21 protein-coding genes and 2 pseudogenes are annotated in these 23,627 nt (G+C 60.8%); 6 read left to right on the top strand and 17 right to left on the bottom strand.

Going from position 1 to position 23,627, the window contains the following annotated elements; genetic code table 11:
* Window positions 1–51: 51 nt before the first annotated feature.
* Window positions 52–1,038: an MDR family oxidoreductase gene (locus JQ558_RS33145; protein ID WP_212296371.1), complete on the top strand. Its 987-nt coding sequence runs from the start codon at window positions 52–54 to the stop codon at window positions 1,036–1,038.
* 175 nt (window positions 1,039–1,213) lie between these two features.
* Here the strand turns inward: JQ558_RS33145 and JQ558_RS33140 are convergent, their stop codons facing one another.
* From JQ558_RS33140 to JQ558_RS33125, 4 genes are all read right to left on the bottom strand, one after another.
* The gene (locus JQ558_RS33140; RefSeq protein WP_212209055.1) at window positions 1,214–1,993 is read right to left on the bottom strand and encodes an SDR family oxidoreductase; all 780 of its coding nucleotides are present in this window, start codon (window positions 1,991–1,993) and stop codon (window positions 1,214–1,216) included.
* Window positions 1,994–2,066: 73 nt separating this feature from the next.
* Window positions 2,067–3,071: an NADP-dependent oxidoreductase gene (locus JQ558_RS33135; protein WP_212296370.1), complete on the bottom strand. Its 1,005-nt coding sequence runs from the start codon at window positions 3,069–3,071 to the stop codon at window positions 2,067–2,069.
* Between the two features lie 33 nt (window positions 3,072–3,104).
* A complete protein-coding gene (locus tag JQ558_RS33130; protein ID WP_212296380.1) occupies window positions 3,105–3,968 on the bottom strand; it encodes an alpha/beta fold hydrolase in 864 nt (287 codons plus the stop codon).
* A gap of 101 nt (window positions 3,969–4,069) precedes the next feature.
* Window positions 4,070–4,216 (bottom strand): hypothetical protein, encoded by a 147-nt coding sequence (locus JQ558_RS33125; RefSeq protein ID WP_212209053.1) that lies wholly within the window; start codon window positions 4,214–4,216, stop codon window positions 4,070–4,072.
* 182 nt (window positions 4,217–4,398) lie between these two features.
* Here JQ558_RS33125 and JQ558_RS33120 point away from each other — a divergent pair, with 182 nt between their 5' ends.
* Window positions 4,399–4,998, top strand: coding sequence for a TetR/AcrR family transcriptional regulator (locus JQ558_RS33120; protein WP_212296369.1), 600 nt, complete (start codon window positions 4,399–4,401; stop codon window positions 4,996–4,998).
* A gap of 15 nt (window positions 4,999–5,013) precedes the next feature.
* Here the strand turns inward: JQ558_RS33120 and JQ558_RS33115 are convergent, their stop codons facing one another.
* The 4 genes from JQ558_RS33115 to JQ558_RS33100 all read right to left on the bottom strand — a co-directional run bounded on the left by JQ558_RS33115 (window position 5,014) and on the right by JQ558_RS33100 (window position 9,688).
* Window positions 5,014–5,835, bottom strand: coding sequence for an enoyl-CoA hydratase-related protein (locus JQ558_RS33115; RefSeq protein WP_212209051.1), 822 nt, complete (start codon window positions 5,833–5,835; stop codon window positions 5,014–5,016).
* 77 nt (window positions 5,836–5,912) lie between these two features.
* Entirely contained in the window at window positions 5,913–6,617 is a 705-nt protein-coding gene (locus JQ558_RS33110) for an SDR family NAD(P)-dependent oxidoreductase (protein ID WP_212296368.1), read from the bottom strand.
* Between the two features lie 18 nt (window positions 6,618–6,635).
* Window positions 6,636–8,957: a molybdopterin-dependent oxidoreductase gene (locus tag JQ558_RS33105; protein ID WP_212209049.1), complete on the bottom strand. Its 2,322-nt coding sequence runs from the start codon at window positions 8,955–8,957 to the stop codon at window positions 6,636–6,638.
* A gap of 14 nt (window positions 8,958–8,971) precedes the next feature.
* Window positions 8,972–9,688, bottom strand: coding sequence for a TetR/AcrR family transcriptional regulator (locus tag JQ558_RS33100; protein WP_312014893.1), 717 nt, complete (start codon window positions 9,686–9,688; stop codon window positions 8,972–8,974).
* Window positions 9,689–9,766: 78 nt separating this feature from the next.
* Between JQ558_RS33100 and JQ558_RS33095 the strand changes: the two genes are divergently transcribed.
* Both JQ558_RS33095 and JQ558_RS33090 read left to right on the top strand, forming a co-directional pair.
* Complete coding sequence (locus tag JQ558_RS33095) at window positions 9,767–10,966, top strand: acetyl-CoA C-acyltransferase (protein ID WP_212296367.1); 1,200 nt, start codon at window positions 9,767–9,769, stop codon at window positions 10,964–10,966.
* 96 nt (window positions 10,967–11,062) lie between these two features.
* A complete protein-coding gene (locus JQ558_RS33090) occupies window positions 11,063–12,286 on the top strand; it encodes a multidrug effflux MFS transporter (protein WP_212296366.1) in 1,224 nt (407 codons plus the stop codon).
* Here the strand turns inward: JQ558_RS33090 and JQ558_RS33085 are convergent.
* The 7 genes and pseudogenes from JQ558_RS33085 to JQ558_RS33055 all read right to left on the bottom strand — a co-directional run bounded on the left by JQ558_RS33085 (window position 12,283) and on the right by JQ558_RS33055 (window position 19,972).
* Window positions 12,283–12,935: pseudogene (locus JQ558_RS33085) on the bottom strand (flavin reductase family protein). The gene JQ558_RS33090 and the pseudogene JQ558_RS33085 sit on opposite strands and share 4 nt — an antisense overlap.
* Window positions 12,936–12,971: 36 nt before the next feature.
* The gene (locus JQ558_RS33080) at window positions 12,972–13,985 is read right to left on the bottom strand and encodes a nitronate monooxygenase family protein (RefSeq protein WP_212209045.1); all 1,014 of its coding nucleotides are present in this window, start codon (window positions 13,983–13,985) and stop codon (window positions 12,972–12,974) included.
* A 33-nt stretch (window positions 13,986–14,018) separates the two neighbouring features.
* A pseudogene (locus tag JQ558_RS33075) lies at window positions 14,019–15,205 on the bottom strand (acetyl-CoA C-acyltransferase).
* 53 nt (window positions 15,206–15,258) lie between these two features.
* Entirely contained in the window at window positions 15,259–16,389 is a 1,131-nt protein-coding gene (locus JQ558_RS33070; protein ID WP_212209043.1) for an acyl-CoA dehydrogenase family protein, read from the bottom strand.
* Between the two features lie 21 nt (window positions 16,390–16,410).
* Window positions 16,411–17,592: an acyl-CoA dehydrogenase family protein gene (locus tag JQ558_RS33065; protein ID WP_212296365.1), complete on the bottom strand. Its 1,182-nt coding sequence runs from the start codon at window positions 17,590–17,592 to the stop codon at window positions 16,411–16,413.
* Between the two features lie 15 nt (window positions 17,593–17,607).
* On the bottom strand, window positions 17,608–18,345 hold the full coding sequence (locus JQ558_RS33060) for an SDR family oxidoreductase (protein ID WP_192735242.1): 738 nt from the start codon (window positions 18,343–18,345) through the stop codon (window positions 17,608–17,610).
* 19 nt (window positions 18,346–18,364) lie between these two features.
* Window positions 18,365–19,972, bottom strand: coding sequence for an AMP-binding protein (locus JQ558_RS33055; RefSeq protein ID WP_312015057.1), 1,608 nt, complete (start codon window positions 19,970–19,972; stop codon window positions 18,365–18,367).
* Between the two features lie 236 nt (window positions 19,973–20,208).
* On the opposite strand from JQ558_RS33055, the gene JQ558_RS33050 reads away from it, so the two are divergent.
* A complete protein-coding gene (locus JQ558_RS33050; protein ID WP_212296363.1) occupies window positions 20,209–20,952 on the top strand; it encodes an SDR family NAD(P)-dependent oxidoreductase in 744 nt (247 codons plus the stop codon).
* Window position 20,953: 1 nt separating this feature from the next.
* Window positions 20,954–21,631: a glutathione S-transferase family protein gene (locus JQ558_RS33045; RefSeq protein WP_212263153.1), complete on the top strand. Its 678-nt coding sequence runs from the start codon at window positions 20,954–20,956 to the stop codon at window positions 21,629–21,631.
* Window positions 21,632–21,664: 33 nt separating this feature from the next.
* Here JQ558_RS33045 and JQ558_RS33040 read toward each other — a convergent pair whose 3' ends face one another.
* The gene (locus JQ558_RS33040; RefSeq protein ID WP_212296362.1) at window positions 21,665–22,864 is read right to left on the bottom strand and encodes a CaiB/BaiF CoA-transferase family protein; all 1,200 of its coding nucleotides are present in this window, start codon (window positions 22,862–22,864) and stop codon (window positions 21,665–21,667) included.
* Window positions 22,865–22,963: 99 nt separating this feature from the next.
* The gene (locus JQ558_RS33035) at window positions 22,964–23,596 is read right to left on the bottom strand and encodes a 2-hydroxychromene-2-carboxylate isomerase (RefSeq protein ID WP_212209037.1); all 633 of its coding nucleotides are present in this window, start codon (window positions 23,594–23,596) and stop codon (window positions 22,964–22,966) included.
* Window positions 23,597–23,627: the final 31 nt, after the last annotated feature.

Below are 23,627 nucleotides of genomic sequence, written 5' to 3'. Positions count from 1 at the left end.
AGGCGCGACCCTAGGTCCGTGGACAACGCAACACCGACCTAGGATATGGCGATGACGTTCAAGGCACTGCTGGCAGGAAAGACAGACGGAAAGATTACGACCAACGTGGTCGAAATGAACGAGCAAGATCTCATGCCTGGCGACGTTACGGTCGCCGTCGATTATTCGACCGTGAACTACAAGGATGCGTTGGCCATTAGCGGGCGCACGGAGGTCATTCGCCAGTTTCCCCTCATTCCCGGTATCGATCTCGCTGGAACAGTGGAGGCATCCTCCTATCCCGGCATCGCAGTCGGAGACCGCGTCGTCGCCAACAGCTGGGGGTTAAGTCAGACCCATCACGGTGGATATGCCCAGAGGGCACGGCTGAAAGGCGAATGGTTGGTCAAGATTCCGGCGCCATTTTCGACAAAGGACGCTATGGCAATCGGCACAGCCGGTTACACCGCGATGCTGTCGGTTCTCGCTCTCGAACATGGCGGAATCACACCGCAGCGTGGCGACATCCTCGTAACCGGCGCCAACGGCGGCGTCGGGTCAATCGCGATCGCCCTCCTCGCCGATCTCGGCTATCGCGTCGTTGCATCTACTGGACGGCTTGAGGAAGCCGATTATCTGCGAAGTCTCGGCGCGGCCGACGTCATTGATCGACGAACGCTTTCGGAGCCTGGAGCGCCTATCGCGCGCGAGCGCTGGGCTGGCGCTGTCGACTCCGTCGGCAGTCATACGCTGGTGAACGTGCTGGCGCAGATGCAGTACCGCGGCGTGGTGACGGCCTGCGGACTGGCCCAGGGCGTCGATCTTCCCGGAACGGTTCTGCCGTTCATCCTGCGCAATGTCACCCTGGCGGGCATCGACTCGGTGAATGCGCCTCAGGCGGCGCGACTCGAGGCATGGTCGCGTTTGGCGCGCGATCTGGACGTGAACAAGCTCGCCCGAACGATGCAGGTCGTTGGCCTCGCGGAGGTCTCCGATGTGGTGCGCCAAATGTTCGCCGGGAAGGTGCAGGGCCGCACGGTCGTCGACGTCAATGCCTAGCTATGTCGCGGCCGGACTTGCTCGGCGACGCATCGACGAAAATCGGACCGCGCGGCAACAAGACAGCAAACCCTCCTGGAGACCATTGTTTTGCGGTCGATGTCGGCGAGAGCACGTCGACTCGAAAGGCAATGGTCAATCGCGCGTCGAGGGTCCGGACCAAAGCAAGTGCGGTTCACCATTTCTCGACCCACGGCCGGAGCACGACTTCGAACGCCCAGGTCGACCGATGCTGCCGGTGAAGCTGAAGATAGGTTTTCGCGATATGGACGGGGTCGGCCATGTTGTCGTCGACCGTTGTTCCCGCCAGCCGGTGAGCGCGGGTCCCGTCCTCCTGGGTCCAGCCGATCGCGGCGTCGATCGGCACATTCGCGACGTGGATACCCTGCGGCATCAGTTCTCTTGCCATGCTTTGCGCGAGTCCGGACTTGGCGTGACACGCCATTGCAAAGGCGCCACTTGACGGGAAGCCCTTGAGCGCCGCGCTGGCGTTCGTGAAGACGATCGTTCCTCTCGCGCCGTTGGCGTCGGGTTCGTTTCCGAGCATGAGCCGAGCTGCCTGTTGACCGACCAGAAACGCAGAAAACGCCGAGTTTCGAAGGGTTTCGAGCGCCATGGCCGGGTCGGCTTCGATAACGCTCTTGCGAAAAATGCCGGGAACCCGGCCATCGATGTTGTGCACGACTAGCCTTGGGGTCCCGACGTCTCGAACAACATTTCCGAACAGCTGCGCCACGGCTGCCGGCTCACTGGCATCGCTGGCATATCGTCGCACGCCATGCGTCTTCTCAAGGGTCTCAAGGACCGCCTTGTCCGGATTCCGGGCAGCGACGCAGACACGCATGCCGTTTTCCGCGAATAGCCGGGCGCAACTCGAGCTGATGCCGGGGCCACCGCCGACAATGAGTGCGACGTCCTGTATGGAAGGTTGGGTGTCGCGCTTGGATTCAGTCATGATGCTTCCTCGGATGCGTTTTGCGAACGGCCAGCGTCGTGGCATCGCAACTCAGGCCGCGTCATTAGGGGACCTACTGTTTCACTGCAATGACGACCTTGCCCTTTGCGCGCCCGGTCTCGACGTAGGTCAGCGCATCTCCAGTCTTCTCAAACGGAAAGACCTTATCCACGACCGGACGGATCACGCCGGCTTCGATCAGCGACGTGATTTCGCTCAGCTGCTGTCCCTGCGCACGCATGAGCAGGAACGAGAAGCGCACACCCAGGCTTTTGGCTTGCTTCCGCACACCACGGCTCAGGAGGCGTATCACCAGCTTCAGGAACAGGTTCATCCCAAGCTCCTTGGCGAATTCGGGATCCGGCGGCCCCGAAATCGAAATGAGGAGGCCACCCGGCTTGAGCACGCGCAGGGATTTTTCGAGCGTCTTGGCGTCCTGGCTGTGCAAGACCAGATCGTAGCCCGACAAAACCTTCTCGAAATCCTGCGTCTTGTAGTCGATGACAATGTCCGCGCCGAGACTCTTGACCAGCTCGACATTTTTCGTGCTCGTCGTCGTCGCAACTATCGCGCCGAGATGCTTGGCAAGCTGGATGGCAAAAGTCCCCACACCACCGGAGCCGGCCTGAATGAAGACCTTCTGCCCGGGCTTCAGCTTGGCCACCTCTACCAGAGCCTGCCAGGCGGTCAGCCCCACGAGCGGAATGGACGCGGCTTCTTCCATGCTGATGTTTTTGGGCTTCAGCGCCACGTCGGCTTCATTGATGGCAATGAATTCCGCGAATGTTCCGACCCGATGATCGCGCGGCCGTGAATAGACCTCGTCGCCCGCCTTGAATCGCCTGACCTTGGGACCAACCCTGGTGACGATCCCCGCCACATCGTGACCGAGAACGAAAGGCGGACGATACGACAGGAAGCTTTTGAATTCTCCGTCCCTGATCTTGGAGTCCAGAACGTTCACACCGGTTGCGTGAACTCGAACCATGACATCATCGTCGCGCACCTCCGGCTCTTGCACTTTGGCCAAGCGCAGAGCGCCCTTCTTTTTGTACTTGTCGACAACGAATGCCTTCATGGCGTCTTCTCCAATCTGAAATATGTCGCGGCGTCAGGCGCCGAGGAAGGACAGGGCCTTCGGCACAAAAACGGCGTGGTTCTGAAAAATCCCGCCATGCCCGGCATCTTCGTAGATGACCAGTTCTGCGCCCGGGATACGGCGCGCCATATCGATGCTGTTTTCGGTCGGCACCATGATATCGTTCTCGCCATTCGCGATCAGCACCGGAACGCGGATGCTGCCGAGATCCTGAGGCGCCTGTCGGCCCCAAGCGGTGATCGCCTTCACCTGCCGCCAGAAAGCGCTGGGCGTAGGTCCTTTGTCCCGGCCTGCCTTGCGCTCTTTCAGCCGTTCCAGGAAGGCTGCCGCCGCTTGCCGGCCGTTGATCGTGGACGTGAAGAACAGATAGAATTTTGGATCCCGCAGCGTCAGAAATCCTTTGATCATCAAAGGCCAGGATACCGGCCACACCTTGTCGATACCTGTGCCGCCCGCCGGGCCCGTGCCAGCCAGAATGAGCTTTCGCACCAGCTCCGGTGCCTTCAGCGTGATATCCTGCGCCACAAATCCGCCGAGGGAAAAGCCGACCAGATCGACTTTTTCGAAGCTCAGCGCGCGGATCAGGGCAATCGCATCCCGCGCCATTTCATCGATGGTCACAGGCGCTGTTCCGCCCGATGCACCGATTCCCCGGTAATTGGTCGCGATCACGCGATGCTTGCTGGCGAGACCATCGACAATCCGCGGATCGAAATTGTCCAGAACAGCGCCCCAATGATTAAGAAGGATGAGCGGCACGCCGCTCCGAGGGCCGATGTCGCGGTAGACGAAAGATGTCCCCCCGACATTTATCGAGAGCGTGGGTGCATCTATGTAGCGCGTCCCCCGTCCGATGTTAGTAACAGAACTAGCCATGGCTTTCTCCCGTGTCCGGCTCGGACCGAAAATTCCAAGATGGACGGGATATTCGGCCGGATGGCACAACTCCCTCTTTGCGCGCCAGTACATGTGCTGAATTACGCCAGCCCGAACTGCGACCGCAGAATCTTGTCGAACAGGGCCCGAGGACACCCGGCGTAGGCGACCTGCCGCGCGGCCTTGCCACACGACGAGCCGGCGAAGACCGTTGTCTTCTTGCGCTCCGGCGCACTCAAACCCGGCATTATTTTACCTCTCAGCTATAAAACAGCCCACTTTCCTCATTTTTTTATGACGATCGTCATCTTATGTGTTAGATGATGATCGTCATGAAAAAAGTCAAGCGGAGTTTTTACGAATCTGAGATCGCTCGGCCGTGGTCAGGACCAACAGGCGCAGGTCCTGCGACCAACGGAGTGAGAAAACGATGAGGGTGTCGCGAGAGAAGGCGCTCGAGAACCGCGAGCACATCATCGGGACTGCGGCGCGCCTGCTGCGCGAGCATGGTTTCGAGGGGATCGGCGTTGCCGACATCATGAAAGCTGCCGGCCTGACCCATGGCGGCTTCTATCGCAACTTCGCTTCAAAGGATGATCTGGCGGTCAAGGCCAGCGAACGTGCGATCGCGGACACGACAGCGTTGCTGAAGGATGGACTGGCCCAACAGCCCAAAGATCCGTTTCGCGAACTCATCGAACGCTATGTGTCATCGGCCCATCGCGACGATCCAGGGTCCGGGTGCATTCTGCCGGCATTGGCCGTGGACGCCGCGCGGAGCGACGACCCTGCGCTCCGCGCTGTCTTCATCACGGCGATTCAAAACTATCTCGAACAGATTGGGAAACTGTCGTCCGCGAACCCGAGGGCCACCGGCAGCAGACATCCCGCGGCTATCCTCTCGGAAATGATCGGCGCTGTCATATTGTCTCGGGTGATTGCGGATGCCCCTCTAGCGGAATCGCTGATGGCCGCCGTGGTGACGGATATTGCCGGACCATCCCCGGAAAACAAATCGGCCGAGGGGTGACTTCAGCGTTTGGTCTCACCTGAAATTAGGAGCGCGTTTCTCGATGAAGGCCCGCACGGCTTCGGCATGCTGCGCGGTGCTCGCTGCGAGGATCATCTTCTCGGCCTCGTGGTCCAATGACGTCAGGAAGTCAGCCGACAAAGCAAGGTCGAGATTATCCTTGATGGAGGCAAACGCACTCCCCGGACCGTTCGCCAACGTCCTCGCGATCTCAAATGCTTCGCTCTGCAGGTTGACATCAGGCACCACGCGATTTACCAGCCCCAGCGCTTCGCAGCGGCGTGCGTCGATCCGTTCGGACAAAAACATCAGTTCGCGGGCACGCGCCGTCCCGGCCGCCCGGGTCAATAGCCACGAAATTCCGTAATCACCGGTGAGCGCAATCCTGGCATAACCAGTCGTCATGATGGTGGATTCGGCTGCAATACGAATGTCGCAGGCGAGCGCGATCGCAAGCCCAGCGCCAGCCGCCGGTCCCGGCAGGGCCGCGATGGTGGGTTTACGCACCGAGACAAGCACGCCGGTCAATGTCCGCTGACGCTCCTTCAGTCGCGCAACCTTGTCGCTGATTGACATCGCCGGTGCGGCCGAACTACCGCCCATCCCCTTGACGTCGCCACCCGAACAGAAAGCAGTGCCTGCACCAGTAATCAGCAGTGCGCCGACGTCCGGATCGTCCCCATTCTGCTTGATCATTCGGCGCAACGCCGGCGTGAGCTGGTCGGACAGCGAATTTCGCGCCTCGGGCCGATTCAAGGTGATTACGGCAACGCGATCCCGAATCGCGCACAGCAGTTCGTCCGTCCCTGTATCAATCGAGATTGACTCATCCGTCATGGTTCTGACCTTTCAGGTCCAGCGTCTGCGGCGCTCTTAGATGAGTAAGCGCGTTACTCGACTGTAACCGCGTTCTGTCACCAGTTTTCGCGGAATGGCCGCAATTCCGCGAGGAATGACCAGGCCGATCGGTCCTGACTGTAGAGATGATACAGTTCGTCGGCGATGGCGACAGGCTTGATGAAGAATTCATCCGGTTTGTCGCTCATCCGCGCTCGCATCCGGGGCGTATCGATCACGGCGTCGACGAGGACATAGGCGACGTGGACGCCGAGAGGTCCCATGTCACGTGCGATCGACTCGGCCAATATACGCTGCGCCGCCTTTGTCGGAGCGAAGCCGGCGAAATTGGCCTTCCCCCGGATCGAAGACGTGTTGCCGGTCACCAGGATCGCGCCCTTGCCGCGATCGATCATGTCAGGAGCCACTTCGCGGGCCAGGTACAACAAGCCCATTACGTTGACCTCGAAATTGCCCTTCAGCATCTTCGGATCGATCTCGCGAAAGCTTCCCCAGCCTCCTCCGACCGCGTTGTGGATGAGAACCTCGGCGGCTCCAAAACGGCGCTTTACGTCATTAACGACGGTCCGCACCTGGCTCTCGTCGGACACGTCGCAGGTTACCGCGTGCACATCGGGAAGCTCTTGCGCAAGGCGGTTGATGAGTTCCGCTGAACGGGCAAGCGCAATGATACGAAATCCGCCTGCAGAGAACCGCTTGACGATGGCCGCTCCCGTGCCCGGCCCTACTCCGGTCACGATCGCGACTGGTTTATCGGTCATTTTAGCGCTCCCTTCGAGCTATTGTCCGGCCGCTCTCATGTGAATTCGCTCGGATTGCGATTGATAGGTGGCAGCCTCGTGCGCGGACACCAGGGCCAGACGGACCGCTACGTTCTTGTGGTAGGGCGTGCCCGCAATGGGATCGCGGTTACCGCTTTCCGTGAGCAGATTGATGCGTGGCCCGTTGATCAGGCGCTCTCCGTCCAACGTCGGGTATGCCTGACCGTAACCGTGCGGCAGCGCCAGCTGGCCATTCCGCATGGCATCGTCGACCTTGCAGCGGACAACGAGCCGTCCGACCACCGACTCGACGGCGATCCAGTCACCATCCTCTGCGCCCAACTCGCTCAGGTCGCTCGAATTGATCAACATGGCGCCGTCCGGATCCTCGCGCCGCCACGCGGGATCGCGAAAGATCTGGTTGGCATTGAACATGCGGCGGCCACCTGCCGCCAACATGAACGGAAACTCCTTTGGCGCGCCCGCTGCTTGCGGATCGAGCCGCGCCAGCCATTCCAGCATCTGCGGGACCACCAGCCGAACCTTGCGGTCCGAATGGCTGATCAATGACCAGACCTCGTCATAGTCGTGCCGGGTAACGGCCGTGCCTTGCCGGGTGGCAACGATCGTGTCGAACAGGAGATCGCCGAGCTGGTGATCCGCCTCCTCGTCCGACGCGCCGATCGCCCGCCGCACCGCTTGCGGCGATCGCTTCGCGCAAGCCAGCGCCGCCCCCCACAAGGGTGCCGCTGCCGCCGTGCCGTCCGGAAGCGTCTGTCCCAGCGTATGGTAGAGCACCAGGGCAGGAACTGCGCCGGGGTTTTCCGCGATGAAAGCACGAAAGGCGACGGCGAACTCTGCTCGCGAACGCCGCGCCGTCTCCCGCAGGGGCGCGAGCACATTGTCCCCTGGTAGAAGCCCAAGGGCGATGGCAAGCCGCGTGTAGATCTCAGGCTCCGGCAGGGTGCCTGCAAGCGGCGGCAACACACCGGCACGAACATGAAAATAGTTCGTCGGAAATTCGAAGTTGAACAGGGTGAATTCAGTTTTCTCGAACTGTGAGGACGCCGGGAGAACGTAATGCGCGAGCTGTGCGGTTTCGGTCATCGCAACGTCGACCACAACGCATAGGTCCAGCGAGCGCAGCGCGCGTTCCACGGCCTGGGTGTTTGCGGCCGTGTTGGCGGGATTGGAACTGTCGATCCAGGCGCATCGCAACCGGTCGGGATGGTCCGTGAGCACCGCTTCGGGGAAAATGTTGGGCGGCAACAGGCCCCCAATAATCGCGTCGCCGGTCGGTGCGAATGTCTGGTTCGGAGAATTGCCCCATAGCGGTTGAAGCCAGCTATGCAATTGGTTAGTACCTTTACGGCCGAAATTGCCGGAAAGCATGATCAGAAGCTTTTCGAGATAGGAGTTGAGCGTCGAGTTGATGCCTTGCTGGATGCCGAGCTCGACCCGCACCACCATGGCCCTCGCCGCTGCGATCATCGCGGCGCAGCGCTCCAGATCCGCGATCGAGATATCGGCAGCGGCAGCCCATTCTTCAACGGGGATATCTAATAGCGCCTGCCTCACTTCCGCGAATCCGATCGTGTGCTCCTCAATGAAGGCATGATCGATCCCGTCGGACCGGACAAGCGTGGCCAGCAGCGCGCCTAGGAGAAACGAGTCCGCGCCGGGACGAACCGCGAGATGCAGATCCGCCATTTCGGCGGTTTCGGTTCGCCTGGGATCAATGACGATCAGCTTGCGTGCGGGATCCTTGCGGATTTGATTGAGATGATCGCGCGCATTGGGGAAGCCGTGCGCAATCCAGGGATTTGCACCGATGACAAGCAAGAGATCGCAATGATGGACGTCCTCGGCGGTGTGGCACGTCTGGCTGCCGAACATGTGGCCATTGACCCAGAAGTCGCCGGTTTTTTCCTGCGAAAGGGCATTGAAGACGCTGCGCGAACCCAGTGCGCGCAACAATCCGCTGGCATAGGCGCCGCCGGCGTGGTTGCCCTGCCCGCCACCGCCGTAAAGGGCAATAGTCTTGCCGCCATATCTGTCGACGATGTCTCGCAGCCGATCTGCGATTTCTGCGATCGCCACGTCCCACTCGATTGCATCGAAACCGCCGTCGGCGCGACGACGCAGCGGAGTCGTAAGCCGATCCTTGTCATTCGCATAATATGGAATCCGGGTCGCCTTGTTGCACAGGTAGCCCTGTGATTTCGGGCTCGAACGGTCGCCCCGTACTTTCTCGAGGCGCCCCTCGTTGACCAGGACTTCGATCCCGCAATTGATGTAACACAGGTTGCAGGCCGTCTTGAGCCATTTGCCGGCCGTCATTTTGACCTCCCTTGTTATGATTTTTCGCAGCGCGTCGCCTTTGTTGTTCTTCGTTGCGGCTTCCGAGTCCGGCCGCCTGCGGTCTTGCGTCCGGCATCGAGGATGCGGTCGGAAAGTTTCCCCGCGCCGACGGCACGCGACAGCACGATCGATCCCACCATGGTTGCGATAGCGCCTGTCGCGATTTGGCGGGCCTGTCCAGGTGGCTCACCGGGAAGCAACTCGACAAGGGCGTCGATCATCCTCTCCAGTTTGGAAGCCAGGGCCTGCTGCTCGCTCGGGCTCGATCGCGCGACATCGACGGCCAGGGTTGGAAGCGCGCAACCGTGTTTGGGATTGTCGCGATGCCGGGGACTAAGATAATCGGCGATCAACGCCTCGAAACGTTCCCCGTCGGCCTTCCCGTTCGCCAGTTTTCTCCATCGTCCAGTCGTTTGGTCCATCGCAAAGGCGATCGCCTCGCTGACAAGCGCGGCACGCGACTCGAAATGGTTATAGAAGCCGCCGTGGGTCAGACCCGCGAGCTTCATCAAGTCGACAACACTGAGCCCTTCCGCGCCTTTTTGGCGCAAACCGTAGGAAGCATTTTCAACGATTCGATCGTGGGTTTGACGCCTGTGGTCTTCTACGTATCGCATCGCCACTCCGTGCAAGGTCCTAAGGTGATCGGCTGCACAACCCGTCCCCATCCCCTCGAAGCAATTCTGGAACCGCGCTTCCTTGAAGTTCACGGCAACATTTCATTGCAATGCTGGCTATCTTATATGACTATCATCATATAACAACACCTATCAACAGGAGAGTTCGCCATGGCCACCGCTTCCGACCCCGTCGTCATCCTTTCTGCCGCCCGCACGCCGCTCGGCCGCTTCATGGGCGAGTTGTCGCCTCTCAGCGCCCACAAGCTCGGCTCCCACGTGATCGGCGCGGCGCTGGAACGGGCCAAGCTGGCGCCCGAGCGGATCGATGAGGTTTTCATGGGCAACGTCTTGCCGGCCGGACAAGGCCAGGCGCCGGCACGCCAGGCCGCCCGCGGCGCCAAACTGCCGGATGCCACCGGCGCCACCACCGTCAACAAGGTCTGCGGCTCCGGCATGAAGGCGACCATGCTGGCTCACGACATCATCAATGCGGGCTCGGCCTCGATCGTACTGTCGGGCGGCATGGAGAGCATGAGCAATGCGCCCTATCTGCTGGCCAAGGCACGCGGCGGTTACCGCGCCGGCCATGACCGGATCATCGATCACATGATGATGGACGGGCTGGAGGACGCCTATGAGACCGGCCGCTCGATGGGCGATTTCGGTGAGGCCACCGCGGAAGCCTATCAATTCACCCGGAAGGATCAGGACACCTACTCGATGGAGACTTTGACCCGCGCCCGCAAGGCGGTCGAGGGTGGCGCATTCAAAGCCGAGATCGCGCCGATCACACTGACCGAAAAGACCGGGCCGCGGATCATCGCCAATGACGAGCACCCGCTCAAGGTCGATCCCGCCAAGATCCCCGGGCTGAAAGCCGCGTTCCGCGCCAACGGCACCATCACGCCGGCCGCCTCCTCGGCGAATGCCGACGGCGCCGCGGCGCTCATTCTCGCAAAGCGCTCGCTCGCGGATCGCGACGGCCTCCCCGTACTGGCCGAGATCAAGGGCCATGCCACCCACAGCCAGGAGCCGCAATGGTTCACCACCGCGCCGATCCCGGCCATTCGCAAGCTGCTGGACAAGGTCGGGTGGAGCGTCGGCGATGTCGATCTGTTCGAGATCAACGAAGCCTTCGCCGTGGTAGCGATGGCCGCGCAGAAGGACCTCGGCATCCCCCGCGAGAAGCTGAACGTCAATGGCGGCGCCTGCGCGCTCGGTCATCCGATCGGTGCCACCGGCGCGCGCCTGATCGTGACGCTGCTGCATGCGCTGGAGGCGCAGAACCTCAAACGCGGCGTTGCAGCCCTTTGCATCGGTGGCGGTGAAGCCACCGCCATCGCGATCGAGCGCGTCGTCCGCAGGTAGCGCGGCCGAACCGACCAGAAGGGGCTCGGCGAGCGGCGCGAACCGCGTCACTCGCCGCCTTGTGACCTGCCTATCCCTATCAGCGCGAAAGTTCCCATGGCTGGCCAGTGCCAAACGACCAAAAGCGTGCCGAGGGACGTTCCCGTCTCCAGCGGCCTGGCGATCGCGGTTCTTTCCGTCCTGGCCGCCATGGGAACGCTCGCGACCAACATCTTGCTGCCGTCGCTGCCACAAATTGCGATCTCATTGAATGTGACCAGCGCAGCGGTTACATCCGCCATCACCGTCTTTCTTGCGGTGTTCGGGATAGGCCAGCTCCTGGTCGGACCGCTTTCGGATCGCTACGGAAGACGCTGGCCAGTCCTGATCGGATTTGTTGTGTTCTTCGGGGGCAGCGTCTGGTGCGGTCTGGCAAATGATCTACCTAATCTTTTGATCGGCCGCGTCGTGCAGGCTGCTGGCGCTTGCGCGACGTCAGTGTTGTCTCGCGCCATCGCCCGCGACATGTTCAGTGGGCCGGCATTGGCGCGCGCGATGGCGCTGATCATGATCGTGATGTCCGCAGCCCCCGGATTCTCGCCTCTGCTTGGCGGCGCACTCGATCACAGTTTTGGCTGGCGCTCCGAATTCGCTCTCGTCGCTGCCTTTGCCGCAGTTGGCGCGATTGCCTACGGCATTGTCCTCGGCGAAACCCACAGGTCGATCCGCACTCCGCTCAACCTGGTCGCAATCGCCAGGACCTATGCTGGCCTGATTGGCGATCGTCGTTTCGCGATCCCGGCTGCAACCTCGAGCCTGATCCTAGGCGGCTTGTTCTCCATGTTTTCGGCTGCGCCGCGCCTGTTCATTGAAGCGATGCACTTCACGCCTATCCAGCTCGGCCTCTTCTTCGCCGGCACCGTCTTTATCGTATTCGCCGCGGGCATGCTGGCGACGAAATTGGCGCCACGCTACGGGCTCGATCGCCCAATCCGGGCGGGACTGTGGGCGACGGCCGCGAGCAGCGTTGCGATCCTGCTCATCTCGAAGATCAGCCCGACTTTCTTGCCGTTTCTGGGCGCGATGTGCGTCTTCCTCCTCGGCATGGGCGTTGTCAGTCCACTGGCTACCGCCCGCGCGCTCTCTCCATTCGGGGAGAAAGCCGGCGCGGCCTCGGCACTGCTGGGCTTCTGGCAGATGATGAACGCCGCAATCGGCGTATGGCTTGCTGCCACGGTGTCGCATGAAGCAATGTTGGCGCTGGGCGTCGTGCTGAGCGGGTTTTCACTGCTGGCGCTTGGTCTGTACGCGCGGGGTCTGCGGTCACCTGCTCCCCATTAGGAGCCATGGAACTCCGGTTTGCTGCTGCCTGGCGGGCGCGGCATCTCAAACATGTTCTCCGTCTTGACCTCGAGGTAATCACCACCACGGCCGGCGCGCAGTATGGGACGCGCAAGTGCAGTGTTGTAGACGCCGTCCTCGATCAAAGACTTGTCGATGTATACTGCGACGACCTCGCCGAGTACGAACCATCCTTCGACCTTCTCACCGCGCGCATTCGCCAACTGAGAGACCTCGACGACCTTGCATTCCATCGCGGCCCTGCTCTCGCCTACCCGCGGCACCGCTACGTGGCGCCCGGGGATTGGCGTCAGCCCTGCTGTTTCGAACTCGCTCACGCGTGATCGAGCGGCGTCGCCGTCACGTTCATGCGCTCGCCCAGATCCATCGTAACTAGATTCCAAACAAATTCGCGGGTCTCGCTGATGTTCTTGACGGTGTCCTTCCACGAAATTGACGAGAACCCGATTATCGGAGGGTCGTAGAGGAACGCGTTGAAGAAGCTGTATGGAGCGAGGTTCAGTTGACCAGCCGCATTGCGTGACGAAATCCAACCAATCGGACGCGGCGCGACAATCGCGTTGAATGGATTATGTCGGAGCCCGTGGCCCTTCGAAGGCTCGTAGTAGTGGAAGTCGGCCAGATGCATGAATTCCCCCCGGCAGTGATATTTTGCCCGGAAAGCTCACGCGATCGCCCGAGCGGCAACCGGCCTCTGCCCGGCATCATCGAGGAAGCCAGTCAGACGCTGACGGATGATACGTTCGGCATCCACCATGATGCGGTCGATCAGTTCTTTGACCGTGGGAATGTCGTGAATGAGGCCCGCGACCATGCCGCAACTCCAGGCGCCAGCGTCCATGTCGCCGTCGATCATCACCTTGGGATAAACACCCGCCACCTGATCGTGGATATCCTCGATCTTGAGTTGCTTGCCCTTGGCTCGTTCGATTTCGAGCAACTGCTCAACGCCCTTGTTGTTCAGAACGCGCTCGGTATTCCGGAGCCCGCGCATCACCAGACGGGTGTCGAGTTCCGTTGCCTTCACCAGCGCATCCTTGACGTTCTGGTGTACCGGCGCTTCCTTGGTAGCGATAAAACGCGTTCCCATGTTCATGCCGGCGGCGCCCATCGCCAGCGCCGCGACCAGGCTGCGCGCGTCCGCCATACCGCCGGAGGCAACGAACGGTATCTTCAGTTCCTCGGCTGCACGCGGCAGCAGGATCATGTTGGGCATGTCGTCTTCGCCGGGATGGCCGCCACATTCGAACCCGTCGACGCTAACGGCGTCGCAGCCGATCTGCTCGGCTTTCAGCGAGTGGCGAACCGAAGTGCATTTGTGGATGACCTTGATGCCTGCCGCCTTCAAGGCAGGCATGTACTGCTCGGGGCTACGCCCTGCGGTTTCGACGATCCTGATGCCGCCTTCCCTGATGGCTGCAATGTATTCCGGATAGGGAGGTGCGCTGAACGTTGGCAGAAAGGTCAGATTCACCCCGAATGGCTTATCGGTCATTTCGTGACAGCGAGCGATCTCCTTTGCGAGAAGTTCAGGCGTTCTTTGCGTCAATCCAGTGATGAGACCGAGGCCGCCAGCATTGGACACGGCCGCTGCCATTTCAGCAAAGCCCACAAAATGCATTCCGCCCTGGATGATGGGGTGTTCGATGCCGAACAATTCAGTAATTGCTGTCTTCACAAGGAGCTCCTGTTTATCTATCGCGCTTTTTGCTCAATGAATGATTTCGAGAAGTCCCGCAGCGCCCATGCCGCCGCCCACGCACATCGTAACGACGGCGTATTTGGCCTTGCGTCGGCGACCCTCGATCAAGGCGTGGCCGGTCAGCCGGGCTCCGGTCATGCCGTAGGGGTGGCCAACCGCGATCGAGCCGCCATTGACATTGAGCTTCTCCGGATCGATCCCGAGCTTGTCGCGGCAATAGATTACTTGTACCGCGAATGCCTCGTTCAATTCCCAGAGATCGATATCGTCGATTTTGAGGCCGTGACGCTTGAGTAGCCGGGGCACAGCGTAGACCGGCCCTACTCCCATCTCGTCCGGCTCGCAGCCTGCCGCGACAAACCCGCGGAAAATGCCGAGCGGCTTCAATCCCTTCTGCGCCGCCAGCTTGTCGCTCATGATGACGGCAGCACTAGCGCCGTCGGAGAGCTGGCTCGCATTGCCGCCGGTGATGGTGAAGCCCGGTCCCTTGGCCGGCTTGACGCCTGCGAGAGCCTCAGCGGTGGTATCAGGACGCGGCCCCTCGTCAGCCGACAGAGTCACTTCCCGATATGACCCGCACTGGTCGCCTTGTCGGCGACTGCCATTGTTGTCTTGATCGGTGCGAGTTCGTCGTTGAAGCGGCCGCCCTGCTGCGCTGCCGCGGTCCGGCGCTGGCTCTCCAAGCTATATTCATCCTGGCGTTCGCGCGAGATGCCGTAACGCTTTGCCACGATCTCGGCCGTATCCAGCATCGCCATGTAAGCGTCTCCCTTCATAGCGAGCAGTTCCGGGTCGACAGCATGAAACGTGTTTATCTGGTTGTTTTGCACCAGGCTAATCGACTCACCACCGCCGCCGATAGCGACTTCCACGCCGTCGAAAATCACCGACCGCGCAGCCAGGACAATCGCCTGCAGGCCGGACGCGCATTGGCGATCGATGGTTGTCCCGGCCACGCTCACTGGAAGTCCGGCCCGTAATAGCGCCTTTCGAGCGATATTGGTGCCAGTAGTGCCCTGTTGCATGGCGCAACCCATCACGACGTCCTCCACTTCGGCACCCTCGACGTTGGCCCGTGACAATGCAGCGGAAATAGCATGACCCAGCAACGTCGCGCCTTCGGTATTATTGAGGGCGCCCTTGTAGGCCTTTCCAATGGGGGTGCGAGCAGTCGATACGATTACGGCTTCGGTCATTCTTTACCTCTGATCGGGGTGCGGCAGTCGATTTGCTGCGTTGGAAGGGGCAATTAGTTCTGCTGCGCGTACCGCATCAGATGGTAGGTGGGATCGCCAAACTGGATGTTGATGGAATTTATTCGCTTGAAGTAATGCCCGACGTTCAATTCGTCGCTCATGCCCATGCCGCCATGTAGCTGCACGGCCTGCTCTGCGACGAAGCGGGCGGCGTTGCCAACCTTCGACTTCGCGCCCGATGCCAGCTTCGATCCATTTGGCTCCCGGGCTGCAAGGCTGAGATTCAAATGCTGTGTGAGCGAAATCGACTCTTCGAGCGCGATGAACATGTCGACCATGCGGTGCTGCAACACCTGAAACGTCCCAATTGCTGCCCCGAATTGCTTGCGCGCTTTGCTGTACTCAAGCGACGCCGAATTCAGCACCGACATCGCCCCGACGGCTTCCGCGCAGAGTGCTGCGATAGCGCGGTCACGGCACACTTCGAGGGCGGCGACGCCCTCGCCTTCGGCACCAAGCAACTGGCTGCCCGGAACGTGGACGTCCATCAGCGTCAGTTCGGCGGCGCGCCGACCATCGACGGTTTTGAAGCTTTGTAAGTGGAGATTGGCAGAATGGCGATCAACGACGAACAGGCTTACGCCGGCACGGTCGCGGGGCCCACCGGACGTTCGCGCCGAGACGATTAGCTTGTCGGCCCACGGCGCACCAATCACCGCTGCCTTTGTTCCGCTCAGGACAAAGTTGTCCCCCTGACGTCGCGCCGTTGTCGTGACGTTGTCAAAATCGTAGCGTGATCGCCCTTCCGCCCAGGCCAGTGTCCATATGGCGCTGCCATCCATGATCTTCGGCAAGAACGCCTCGCGCTGCTCCGGCGAGCCGGCGTCTTCGATCAGGCCGCCTGCGAGAACAACGGTCTCAAGGTACGGTTCGACGACCAGGCTACGTCCGAACTCTTGCATCACGATCATGGTCGCAAGCGATCCGCCACCGAGACCACCTGAGCTTTCCCGAAACGGTGCGGCGCACAACCCAAGCTCGGCAAAGGCGCTCCAGTGCTTGCGGCTCCAGCCTTCATCCGTCGCAACAATTTTTCGACGCTCGTCGAAATCATACTGCTCCCGCAGGAAGCGTTGAATGCTGGAACGGAGCAATTCCTGTTCTTCCGTCAACTGGATATCCATCCGATGCCTCGTGCGATGTGGTCAGAGACCGAGAACTGCTTTCGCGATGATGTTGCGCTGGATTTCATTCGATCCCCCGTAGATACTGAGTTTTCGGGAGTTCAGATATTTCTCAGTCGCGGTGTGCCCGTAATCCGGCCCTGGCATGAAGTGGTTGGAGCTCACCGGGTGCTCGCGGATCGCCAGGCCATAGTTACCGATGGCCTGATGCGTTAGATCCGTAATGCGCTGAAATATTTCGGTGCCCCTGATCTTGAACAGCGACGCGGCGGGTCCCGGATCGATGCCACGCGACATCTGCGCCACGATTCGCAGTTCGGTTGCCTCCAACGCGAGCACATCGAGCTCGACGCGCGCGATGTCCTTGACGAACTCCCCGAAAGTCGGATCGTCGTCGCCGATCTCGGTCTTCACAATATGTTTGAGGCGCGCAAGATACCGCGTCGACCGGCCGATCCCGGCCATGCTGGTACGCTCGTTGCCGAGCAGAAACTTCGCGTAGGTCCAGCCCTTGTTTTCCTCGCCGATCAAATTCTCGACGGGGACGCGCACGTCCTCGAGGAAAACGTCATTCACTTCATGCGACCCGTCGATGGTGATGATCGGCCGCACGGTGACCCCGGGCGATTTCATGTCGATCAGCAGGAAGGAGATGCCGGCCTGCGGTTTTGCCGAAGGATCGGTCCGCACCAGGCAGAATATCCAGTCGGCGTGCTGGGCCAGTGTCGTCCAGGTCTTGTGCCCGTTGACGATGTAGTGATCGCCGTCGCGCACGGCCTTGGTGCGGACCGACGCGAGGTCGGAGCCGGATCCCGGCTCCGAATAACCTTGGCACCACCAATCTTCACCGGACAGGATGCGCGGCAGATACTTCTGTTTCTGCGCGTCGTTGCCGAACGTGTAGATGACCGGCCCGACCATGGTCACGCTGAACGCGAGTGGCGGCAGCGTCCCGGCACGTGACGTTTCCTGCTCGAAGATAAAGCGCTGCGTGATCGACCAGCCCGGCCCGCCATGCTCCTTGGGCCAGAGCGGCGCGATCCATCCCTTCCGGTGGAGGATACGATGCCAGAGCAGCATCTGCTCCTTGGAAAGGTCGGTTTCCGGATTGGGAACGCGCATCTCCGCGGGATAGTTCTCCGCGATGAAAGCGCACACCTCGTCACGAAACGCAGCCTCCTCACTGGAAAGATTGAGTTCCATTGTGAGAGGCTCCCGCTACCACTTCTCGCCGAACGGGCGAATCTCCAGTTCAAAAGTCCAGGCGCTTTTTGGCTGCTGATAGAGCAGCCAGTAGGACTCCGCGACCGACGATGGTGGCATTAGCAGATCGGGATCATCCAGCGCGTTCGGTCCAAGTGCCTCGATCCGCCGCTGCCGCACCCATTCGGTGTCGACACCCGAGTCGATAATGAGATGCGCCACGTGGATGTTCTTTGGGCCCAACTCACGCGCAGTCGCCTGTGCAACGGCCCGCAGGCCGAACTTCGCGCTGGCAAAGGCCGCATATCCCGTCCCGCCGCGGAGGCTCGCTGTCGCACCGGTGAAGAAGATATTGCCTTTGCCGCGGGGAAGCATCAGGCGGGCTGCCTCGCGGCCGGCGAGAAAGCCGGAATAGCAGGCCATTTCCCAGACCTTGCGGAATACGCGTTCGGTCGTGTCCAGAATCGGATAGTTGACGTTGGCACCAATGTTGAAGATGCAAACCTCGAGCGGTGCGTGCTTGTCTGCGTCGCCGAGGAAGGAAATGATTTCCTCCTCCTTGCGTGCGTCGAGCGAGCGCGCGTGAATTTCGCCGCCGGCCTTCTCGATCTCCTTGACCAGCGGTTCGAGCTTGGCGCCGTTGCGGCGCCCGGCGAACACCGTAAAGCCCTCCGAGGCGAACTTCTTTGCAATTTCACTGCCGATAAAGTCGCCAGCACCGATCACGGCCACGGTCGCGTTTCTCTTTTGCAAGGGTATTCTCCCGGTCAGGTTAGACATGTTGTCTGCGAGGTTCGGCGGTCTGCGCCGGAGGGGTCTCGCCACCTTGGCCACGCAAGGACTCCGCGAGCTTGTGCTTGAGTATCTTGCCGGTTGAGGTGGCCGGCAAAGCATCGAGGATGATGATCTTGGACGGCCGCTTGTATGAGGTGAGCTGAAATCGGATAAAGCCCATCAGATCCTCCGGCGTCGCCCGCGACCCTGGCAGCAGTTGCACGAACCCGACAATCTCTTCATTGCCGTCGACAGCACGGCCGACCACGGCGCATTGCACGACGTCCTTGTGTGAACTGAGGACCGCTTCGACCTCGGCGGGATAGACGTTGAAGCCCGAACGGATGATCATTTCCTTGGTGCGGCCGACAATGTACAGACAATCGCCGTCGAAACGCGCCAGATCGCCGGTGTTGAACCAGCCCTCGCTGTCGATTGCCTTGGCGGTCAACTCGGGGGCACGATAGTAGCCAAGCATCACGTTGCGCCCGCGGACATGCAGCTCTCCGACTTCACCTCTTGCGGTCGGAATTCCGTCCAGCGTTCTGACCCTCGCCTCTACTCCCGGCAGTACTGTGCCTACCGCCTGGTCGGCGCGTGGCGCATCGAAGCGCACGCCCGATATCCCCGGCGAACATTCGGTGATCCCGTAGCCGTTAAGCAGCGGAAGGCCGAACTCCTTTTCCACACGCAACTTCAGATTCAAATCGAGGGGCGCGCCAGCGACGCCGATGAGGCGTAATGAGCCTCGGGCGAGTTGCTCCACACCCGACACGCTCTTGTACTCCAGCAGCCGTTGATAGGTAGCCGGCACCCCATTGAGGATGGTAACGCCCTCCTCCGCAATCGCCCTGGCGGTCGCGGCAGGATCGTACTTGCTGACCATCCGCACCGTGCCGCCGGTCATCAATGTCATGATCAGGAGCGAGATGCCGACGATATGGGAGATCGGCAAGACGAGATAGATCTTGTCGTCTTCGTTCATTTTGCGAATATGCGCCGTGGTCTTTGCGCTGATCAGCAAGTTGTCATGCGAGAGCATCACGCCTTTTGGGGTCCCCGTCGTTCCCGAGGTGTAGATCAGCACCGCGACTTGTTTTACGGGATCGGCCTCCACCGGCTCGACGGTGGCGCTTTCGTTGAGCGGACCAACACCAACTTCCGGCAGTGGGCCTATTCGCTCGTTCTCGGCGCCATAGCGCGAAGCGTGAGCCGTGGCCTCCTTCGAAATACCCGATGTGAAAAACATCCGGCGGGCGCCGCTACGGTCGCGGATCTGATCTAGTTCGCGTGCGGACAGTCGCGGGTTGGCGACGATCGCCCAGGCGTCGAGCCGGCTCACCGCCAGCAGCAATGCGGCGAGCGCAATACAGTTTTCGCTGACAATAATCATCCGGTCGCCCGCTCTGATTCCCAGCGACGACAGGACGGTGGCGATCTCGCTGACACGCTGATCCAGATCGCGGTAGCTCCAGGATGCCCCGTCTTCGACCAGCGCGATCCGGTCGGGGGCTTTGGCAACCTGTCTTGCCGTTACTTCATGGATACGACGCGGCAAGCCGACAGCAATCTCGTCGAGATCGATCGTCTCTGAAAGCTCCGCCACGACTGACCTCCCCATCAACGATTGCCCGCTCGCGCAACGCGCGGATGCTTGGCCGAACCTACCGTTCTTTTTTAGAACTCGTCAATGATTAAATCATCGTCCGGGCTTTACGAGGTCCGAAGGGGCAACTAGGCTGCCCTATTATGATTGGATCATTGTTGAACGCCGTCGTTTACAGAGCGCCATCCGATCGTTACGATAAAAGTATCAAATAGGAACTCTGTGGGAGGAGCGGAATGACGGCGAACCGCGGCGTAGCGATACTTGTGGGCGCAGGCGATGCGATCGGGGCGGCGGTCGCGAGGCGTTTTGCCAAGGGCGGCTATACGGTTTGCATCTGCAGGCGTGATGCGTCCAAATCGCAGGGACTTGTGGCCGAGCTGAGGGATGCTGGACATAACATTCACGCGTTCAGCGTCGACGCCCGTCAGGAAGCAGAGGTCCAGGGCATATTCGCGCGGATCGAAAAAGAGCTCGGACCGATCGAGGTCTGTCTCTACAACGCCGGTTCGAACGTCAACAAGCCTCTGCTGGACACCACAGAGAAGCTGTTCTTCAAGGCCTGGGAACTGGCCTGCTACGGCGGCTTCCTGGTCGGACGTGAGGCTGCACGCGTCATGCTTCCGCGCGGACACGGCACCATCTTCTTTACGGGTGCGACGGCCAGCGTGCGCGGCGGCCAGGGGTTTGCGGCATTTTCATCAGCGAAGTTCGGACTTCGTGCCGTGGCCCAGGCGATGGCGCGCGAGTTGGGGCCGAAGAACATTCATGTCGTGCATCTCCTGATCGACGCCGGCGTCGACAGCGAGGCGATTCACCAGCGCATGAAAGCGGCGAAGGGGATCGAGGCAAGCGAAATTCCCCCGGATAGCCTGACCAAGACATCTTCCATTGCCGAGGCCTATTGGTTCACCCACCAGCAAAGCAGGGATGGCTGGACCCACGAGCTCGATCTCCGTCCGTCCGTGGAGAAGTGGTAACATGAGCGCGACACCAAACCTGACCCTGTGGGGCGTTGGGACAAGCCGCACCATCCGTCCGCATTGGGCCATGCACGAGTTGGGCTTGGCTTACGAGACAAAGCCGATCGGGCCGCGAACCGGCGAGACCAAGACCGCGGAATATACCAAGCTCAATCCGCGCCAGAAAATTCCGCTGCTTCAGGACGGCGACTTCTCCATCGGCGAGAGCGCCGCGATCGTTGCCTACTTGTCGCGAATGTACTCCACGACGGAGCGCTCGCTGATTCCTGAAACCACCCGTGAGTATGCCGCGTGGCTGGAATGGTGTTTCTTTATCGTCGCGGAGCTGGATTCAACCAGCCTTTACGTGATGCGCCGCCATCGGGCCGACGCGCTCGGTCCAATCTACGGTATTGCGCCCGAGGTCGTTGCCCAGGCCGGCGAGTATTTCCGCCAGCAGTTGCGCCATGTCGAAGTAGCACTTGCAGACGGCCGGCAATTCCTGATGGGCGACCGGTTTACCAGCGCCGACATCCTGCTCACGACCTGCCTTGAGTGGGCCGTCGCCTATGGCGTTGGCATTTGCGACAATGCGCAGCCCTATCTCGAACGCATCAAGAAACGGGAGGCCTTCCAGCGAGCCGTCGCGGCGAATGTCCCGATGGCACCGATCACGCCGGTGCCGGCGAAGGTTTAAAGACCGACCACCACCTCGCGCAGGGGTTCGAGGTTAGATCGCCACACGCACGCTACGCTCGGCGACCATCTTGTCGATGGCGCCGTCGTCGTAACCCAGCTCGCGCAACACGTCGCGGGAGTGCTCGCCGACGCGGGGAGCTGGCCCGCCAATCGCGGCCTCATTGATCTCAAAGCGGGCCGCCGGCTTCGGCTGCCGCACCCGTCCGACCTTCGGTTGATCGAACTCCGCGATGATGCCGCGCGCGATTACCTGTTCATTGTGAATGATTTCGCCTCGCCGCAGGATCGGCGCACAAGGCACGTCGGCAGCGTCCAGGCGCTCCAGCCATTCGGCAGTGGTGTGCTGGCCGATATACTCCGCCATCTTGTTGATGCGGGCCGTGGCATTGACCGAGCGCGCGCCCGGAGTCGCAAAGCGGGGATCCTTGGCAAGCTCGGGATCGCCGGAGGCCCGGCAAAAGCCCTGCCATTCGGAATCCGAAATGGTACCGGCCGTGATGTAGCCATCGCTGGTCTTGAACACGAGATCCGGCCGGTCGTTGGGATCTGCGGCGGTCGCCTCGGCTCCTACCACCGTGTATTGCATCATGCCCTCAGGCCACAGGTATGAAATCATCGCATCCAGCATTGCGACCTGAATATGATCGCCCTGCCCAGTCTTCTCGCGGGCGTAGAGCGCCGCTGCCACCGCCTGCGCGGTGAACACAGCGGTAGTCTTGTCGCATACGATCGTGCGGATCATCTGCGGACGGTTGGTTACCGGCTGCGACTGGATATCGGCAAACCCCGACAGCGCTTGAATGATCGGATCATAGACGCGCTTCTTCACATACGGGCCGGTCTCGCCGACGCCGCTGATCGAGACATAGATCAAGCGCGGATGGCGTTGGCGCAACTCATCGACGCCGAGACCGAGGCGCTCCATGGTGCCGGGGCGGAAATTCTGCACCAAGACATCCGCCTGCGCGACCAGCTTGGCGAGAACCTCTCGGCCGGCCGCGCTCTTGACGTCGATCGACAGTGAGCGCTTGCCGCGGTTCGAAGAGATAAAAAGTGCGGAGAACTCGCCATCCTTATCGATGGTGGCGCGGCTGCGCCGCGTGATATCGCCGCCAATCGGCTCGATCTTCAGGACGTCAGCGCCCTGATCCGCCAGAAACATGGTCGCGTAGGGACCGGACACCACGCCTGTCAAATCGAGGACTCGAACACCGCTAAGTGGGCCAGGCATGGGCATTCTCCCTGAGTTTACTTCGTTGTGGGGCCGACTGAATTTTCCCCATGCAAGCCCGGAACATCGGCCTGGCTCTGCAGGCCTCAATTCGCAACCTTAGGCCGTTTTCGAAACCAGCTGACTGGTTTGTTCGACGATCGACTCCTCGACGTCACGGAGCTGGTCCTTGCCGAAGAACATTTCCTTTCCGACGAAGAAAGTCGGTGAGCCGAATGCTCCACGGCCAACCGCGTCGGTCGTCCGATCGATCAACCCCTTCTTGACGTCATCCTGCTGCGCACGCGCAATCAATCGGTCGATATCGATGCCTGAGGAGATGAAGGCGTTCCGGAAGGTTTCGAGGTCATCCATCTTCTTGGGCTCTTCCCACATATGATGATAGGCCGCACGAAAATAGGGCTCAAACACGCCTTCAAACTGAGCCGCGACGGCGCCGCGCATCAGCATCAGCGTGTTGACCGGAAAGAAGGGATTCTGGCGAAACTTCGTGATGTTATGGCGGCGGATAAAGCGCTGGGTCTCAAGCGCCTGGTATTCCGGTTTGTTCTTGATTCCGCGAAGCGAGTCGAACGGCGACATGTTGCCGGTCCCCTTGAAGATGCCGCCGAGCAGAACCGGGACATATTCGAATTTCACGCCGGTGCGCCATTCAATTCCCGGCAGGACCAGTTCCGCGAGGTAAGCGTTCGGGCTGCCGAAATCGAACAGGAATTCAACTTTCAGGGGCATGTCGGTTCCTCCCGCAGAGCGCAGTGATGGT

It is taken from the genome of Bradyrhizobium sp. AUGA SZCCT0160, assembly GCF_018130105.1.
Lineage (GTDB): Bacteria > Pseudomonadota > Alphaproteobacteria > Rhizobiales > Xanthobacteraceae > Bradyrhizobium.
This window is presented reverse-complemented; position numbering and strand designations above follow the sequence as displayed.

Bases quoted from the DNA above. Each gene is read 5' to 3' on its own strand.
- JQ558_RS33145 (WP_212296371.1), top strand. From the start codon at position 52: ATGACGTTCAAGGCACTGCTGGCAGGAAAGACAGACGGAAAGATTACG.
- JQ558_RS33140 (WP_212209055.1), bottom strand. From the start codon at position 1,993: ATGACTGAATCCAAGCGCGACACCCAACCTTCCATACAGGACGTCGCA.
- JQ558_RS33135 (WP_212296370.1), bottom strand. From the start codon at position 3,071: ATGAAGGCATTCGTTGTCGACAAGTACAAAAAGAAGGGCGCTCTGCGC.
- JQ558_RS33130 (WP_212296380.1), bottom strand. From the start codon at position 3,968: ATGGCTAGTTCTGTTACTAACATCGGACGGGGGACGCGCTACATAGAT.
- JQ558_RS33125 (WP_212209053.1), bottom strand. From the start codon at position 4,216: ATGCCGGGTTTGAGTGCGCCGGAGCGCAAGAAGACAACGGTCTTCGCC.
- JQ558_RS33120 (WP_212296369.1), top strand. From the start codon at position 4,399: ATGAGGGTGTCGCGAGAGAAGGCGCTCGAGAACCGCGAGCACATCATC.
- JQ558_RS33115 (WP_212209051.1), bottom strand. From the start codon at position 5,835: ATGACGGATGAGTCAATCTCGATTGATACAGGGACGGACGAACTGCTG.
- JQ558_RS33110 (WP_212296368.1), bottom strand. From the start codon at position 6,617: ATGACCGATAAACCAGTCGCGATCGTGACCGGAGTAGGGCCGGGCACG.
- JQ558_RS33105 (WP_212209049.1), bottom strand. From the start codon at position 8,957: ATGACGGCCGGCAAATGGCTCAAGACGGCCTGCAACCTGTGTTACATC.
- JQ558_RS33095 (WP_212296367.1), top strand. From the start codon at position 9,767: ATGGCCACCGCTTCCGACCCCGTCGTCATCCTTTCTGCCGCCCGCACG.
- JQ558_RS33090 (WP_212296366.1), top strand. From the start codon at position 11,063: ATGGCTGGCCAGTGCCAAACGACCAAAAGCGTGCCGAGGGACGTTCCC.
- JQ558_RS33070 (WP_212209043.1), bottom strand. From the start codon at position 16,389: ATGGATATCCAGTTGACGGAAGAACAGGAATTGCTCCGTTCCAGCATT.
- JQ558_RS33065 (WP_212296365.1), bottom strand. From the start codon at position 17,592: ATGGAACTCAATCTTTCCAGTGAGGAGGCTGCGTTTCGTGACGAGGTG.
- JQ558_RS33050 (WP_212296363.1), top strand. From the start codon at position 20,209: ATGACGGCGAACCGCGGCGTAGCGATACTTGTGGGCGCAGGCGATGCG.
- JQ558_RS33045 (WP_212263153.1), top strand. From the start codon at position 20,954: ATGAGCGCGACACCAAACCTGACCCTGTGGGGCGTTGGGACAAGCCGC.
- JQ558_RS33040 (WP_212296362.1), bottom strand. From the start codon at position 22,864: ATGCCTGGCCCACTTAGCGGTGTTCGAGTCCTCGATTTGACAGGCGTG.
- JQ558_RS33035 (WP_212209037.1), bottom strand. From the start codon at position 23,596: ATGCCCCTGAAAGTTGAATTCCTGTTCGATTTCGGCAGCCCGAACGCT.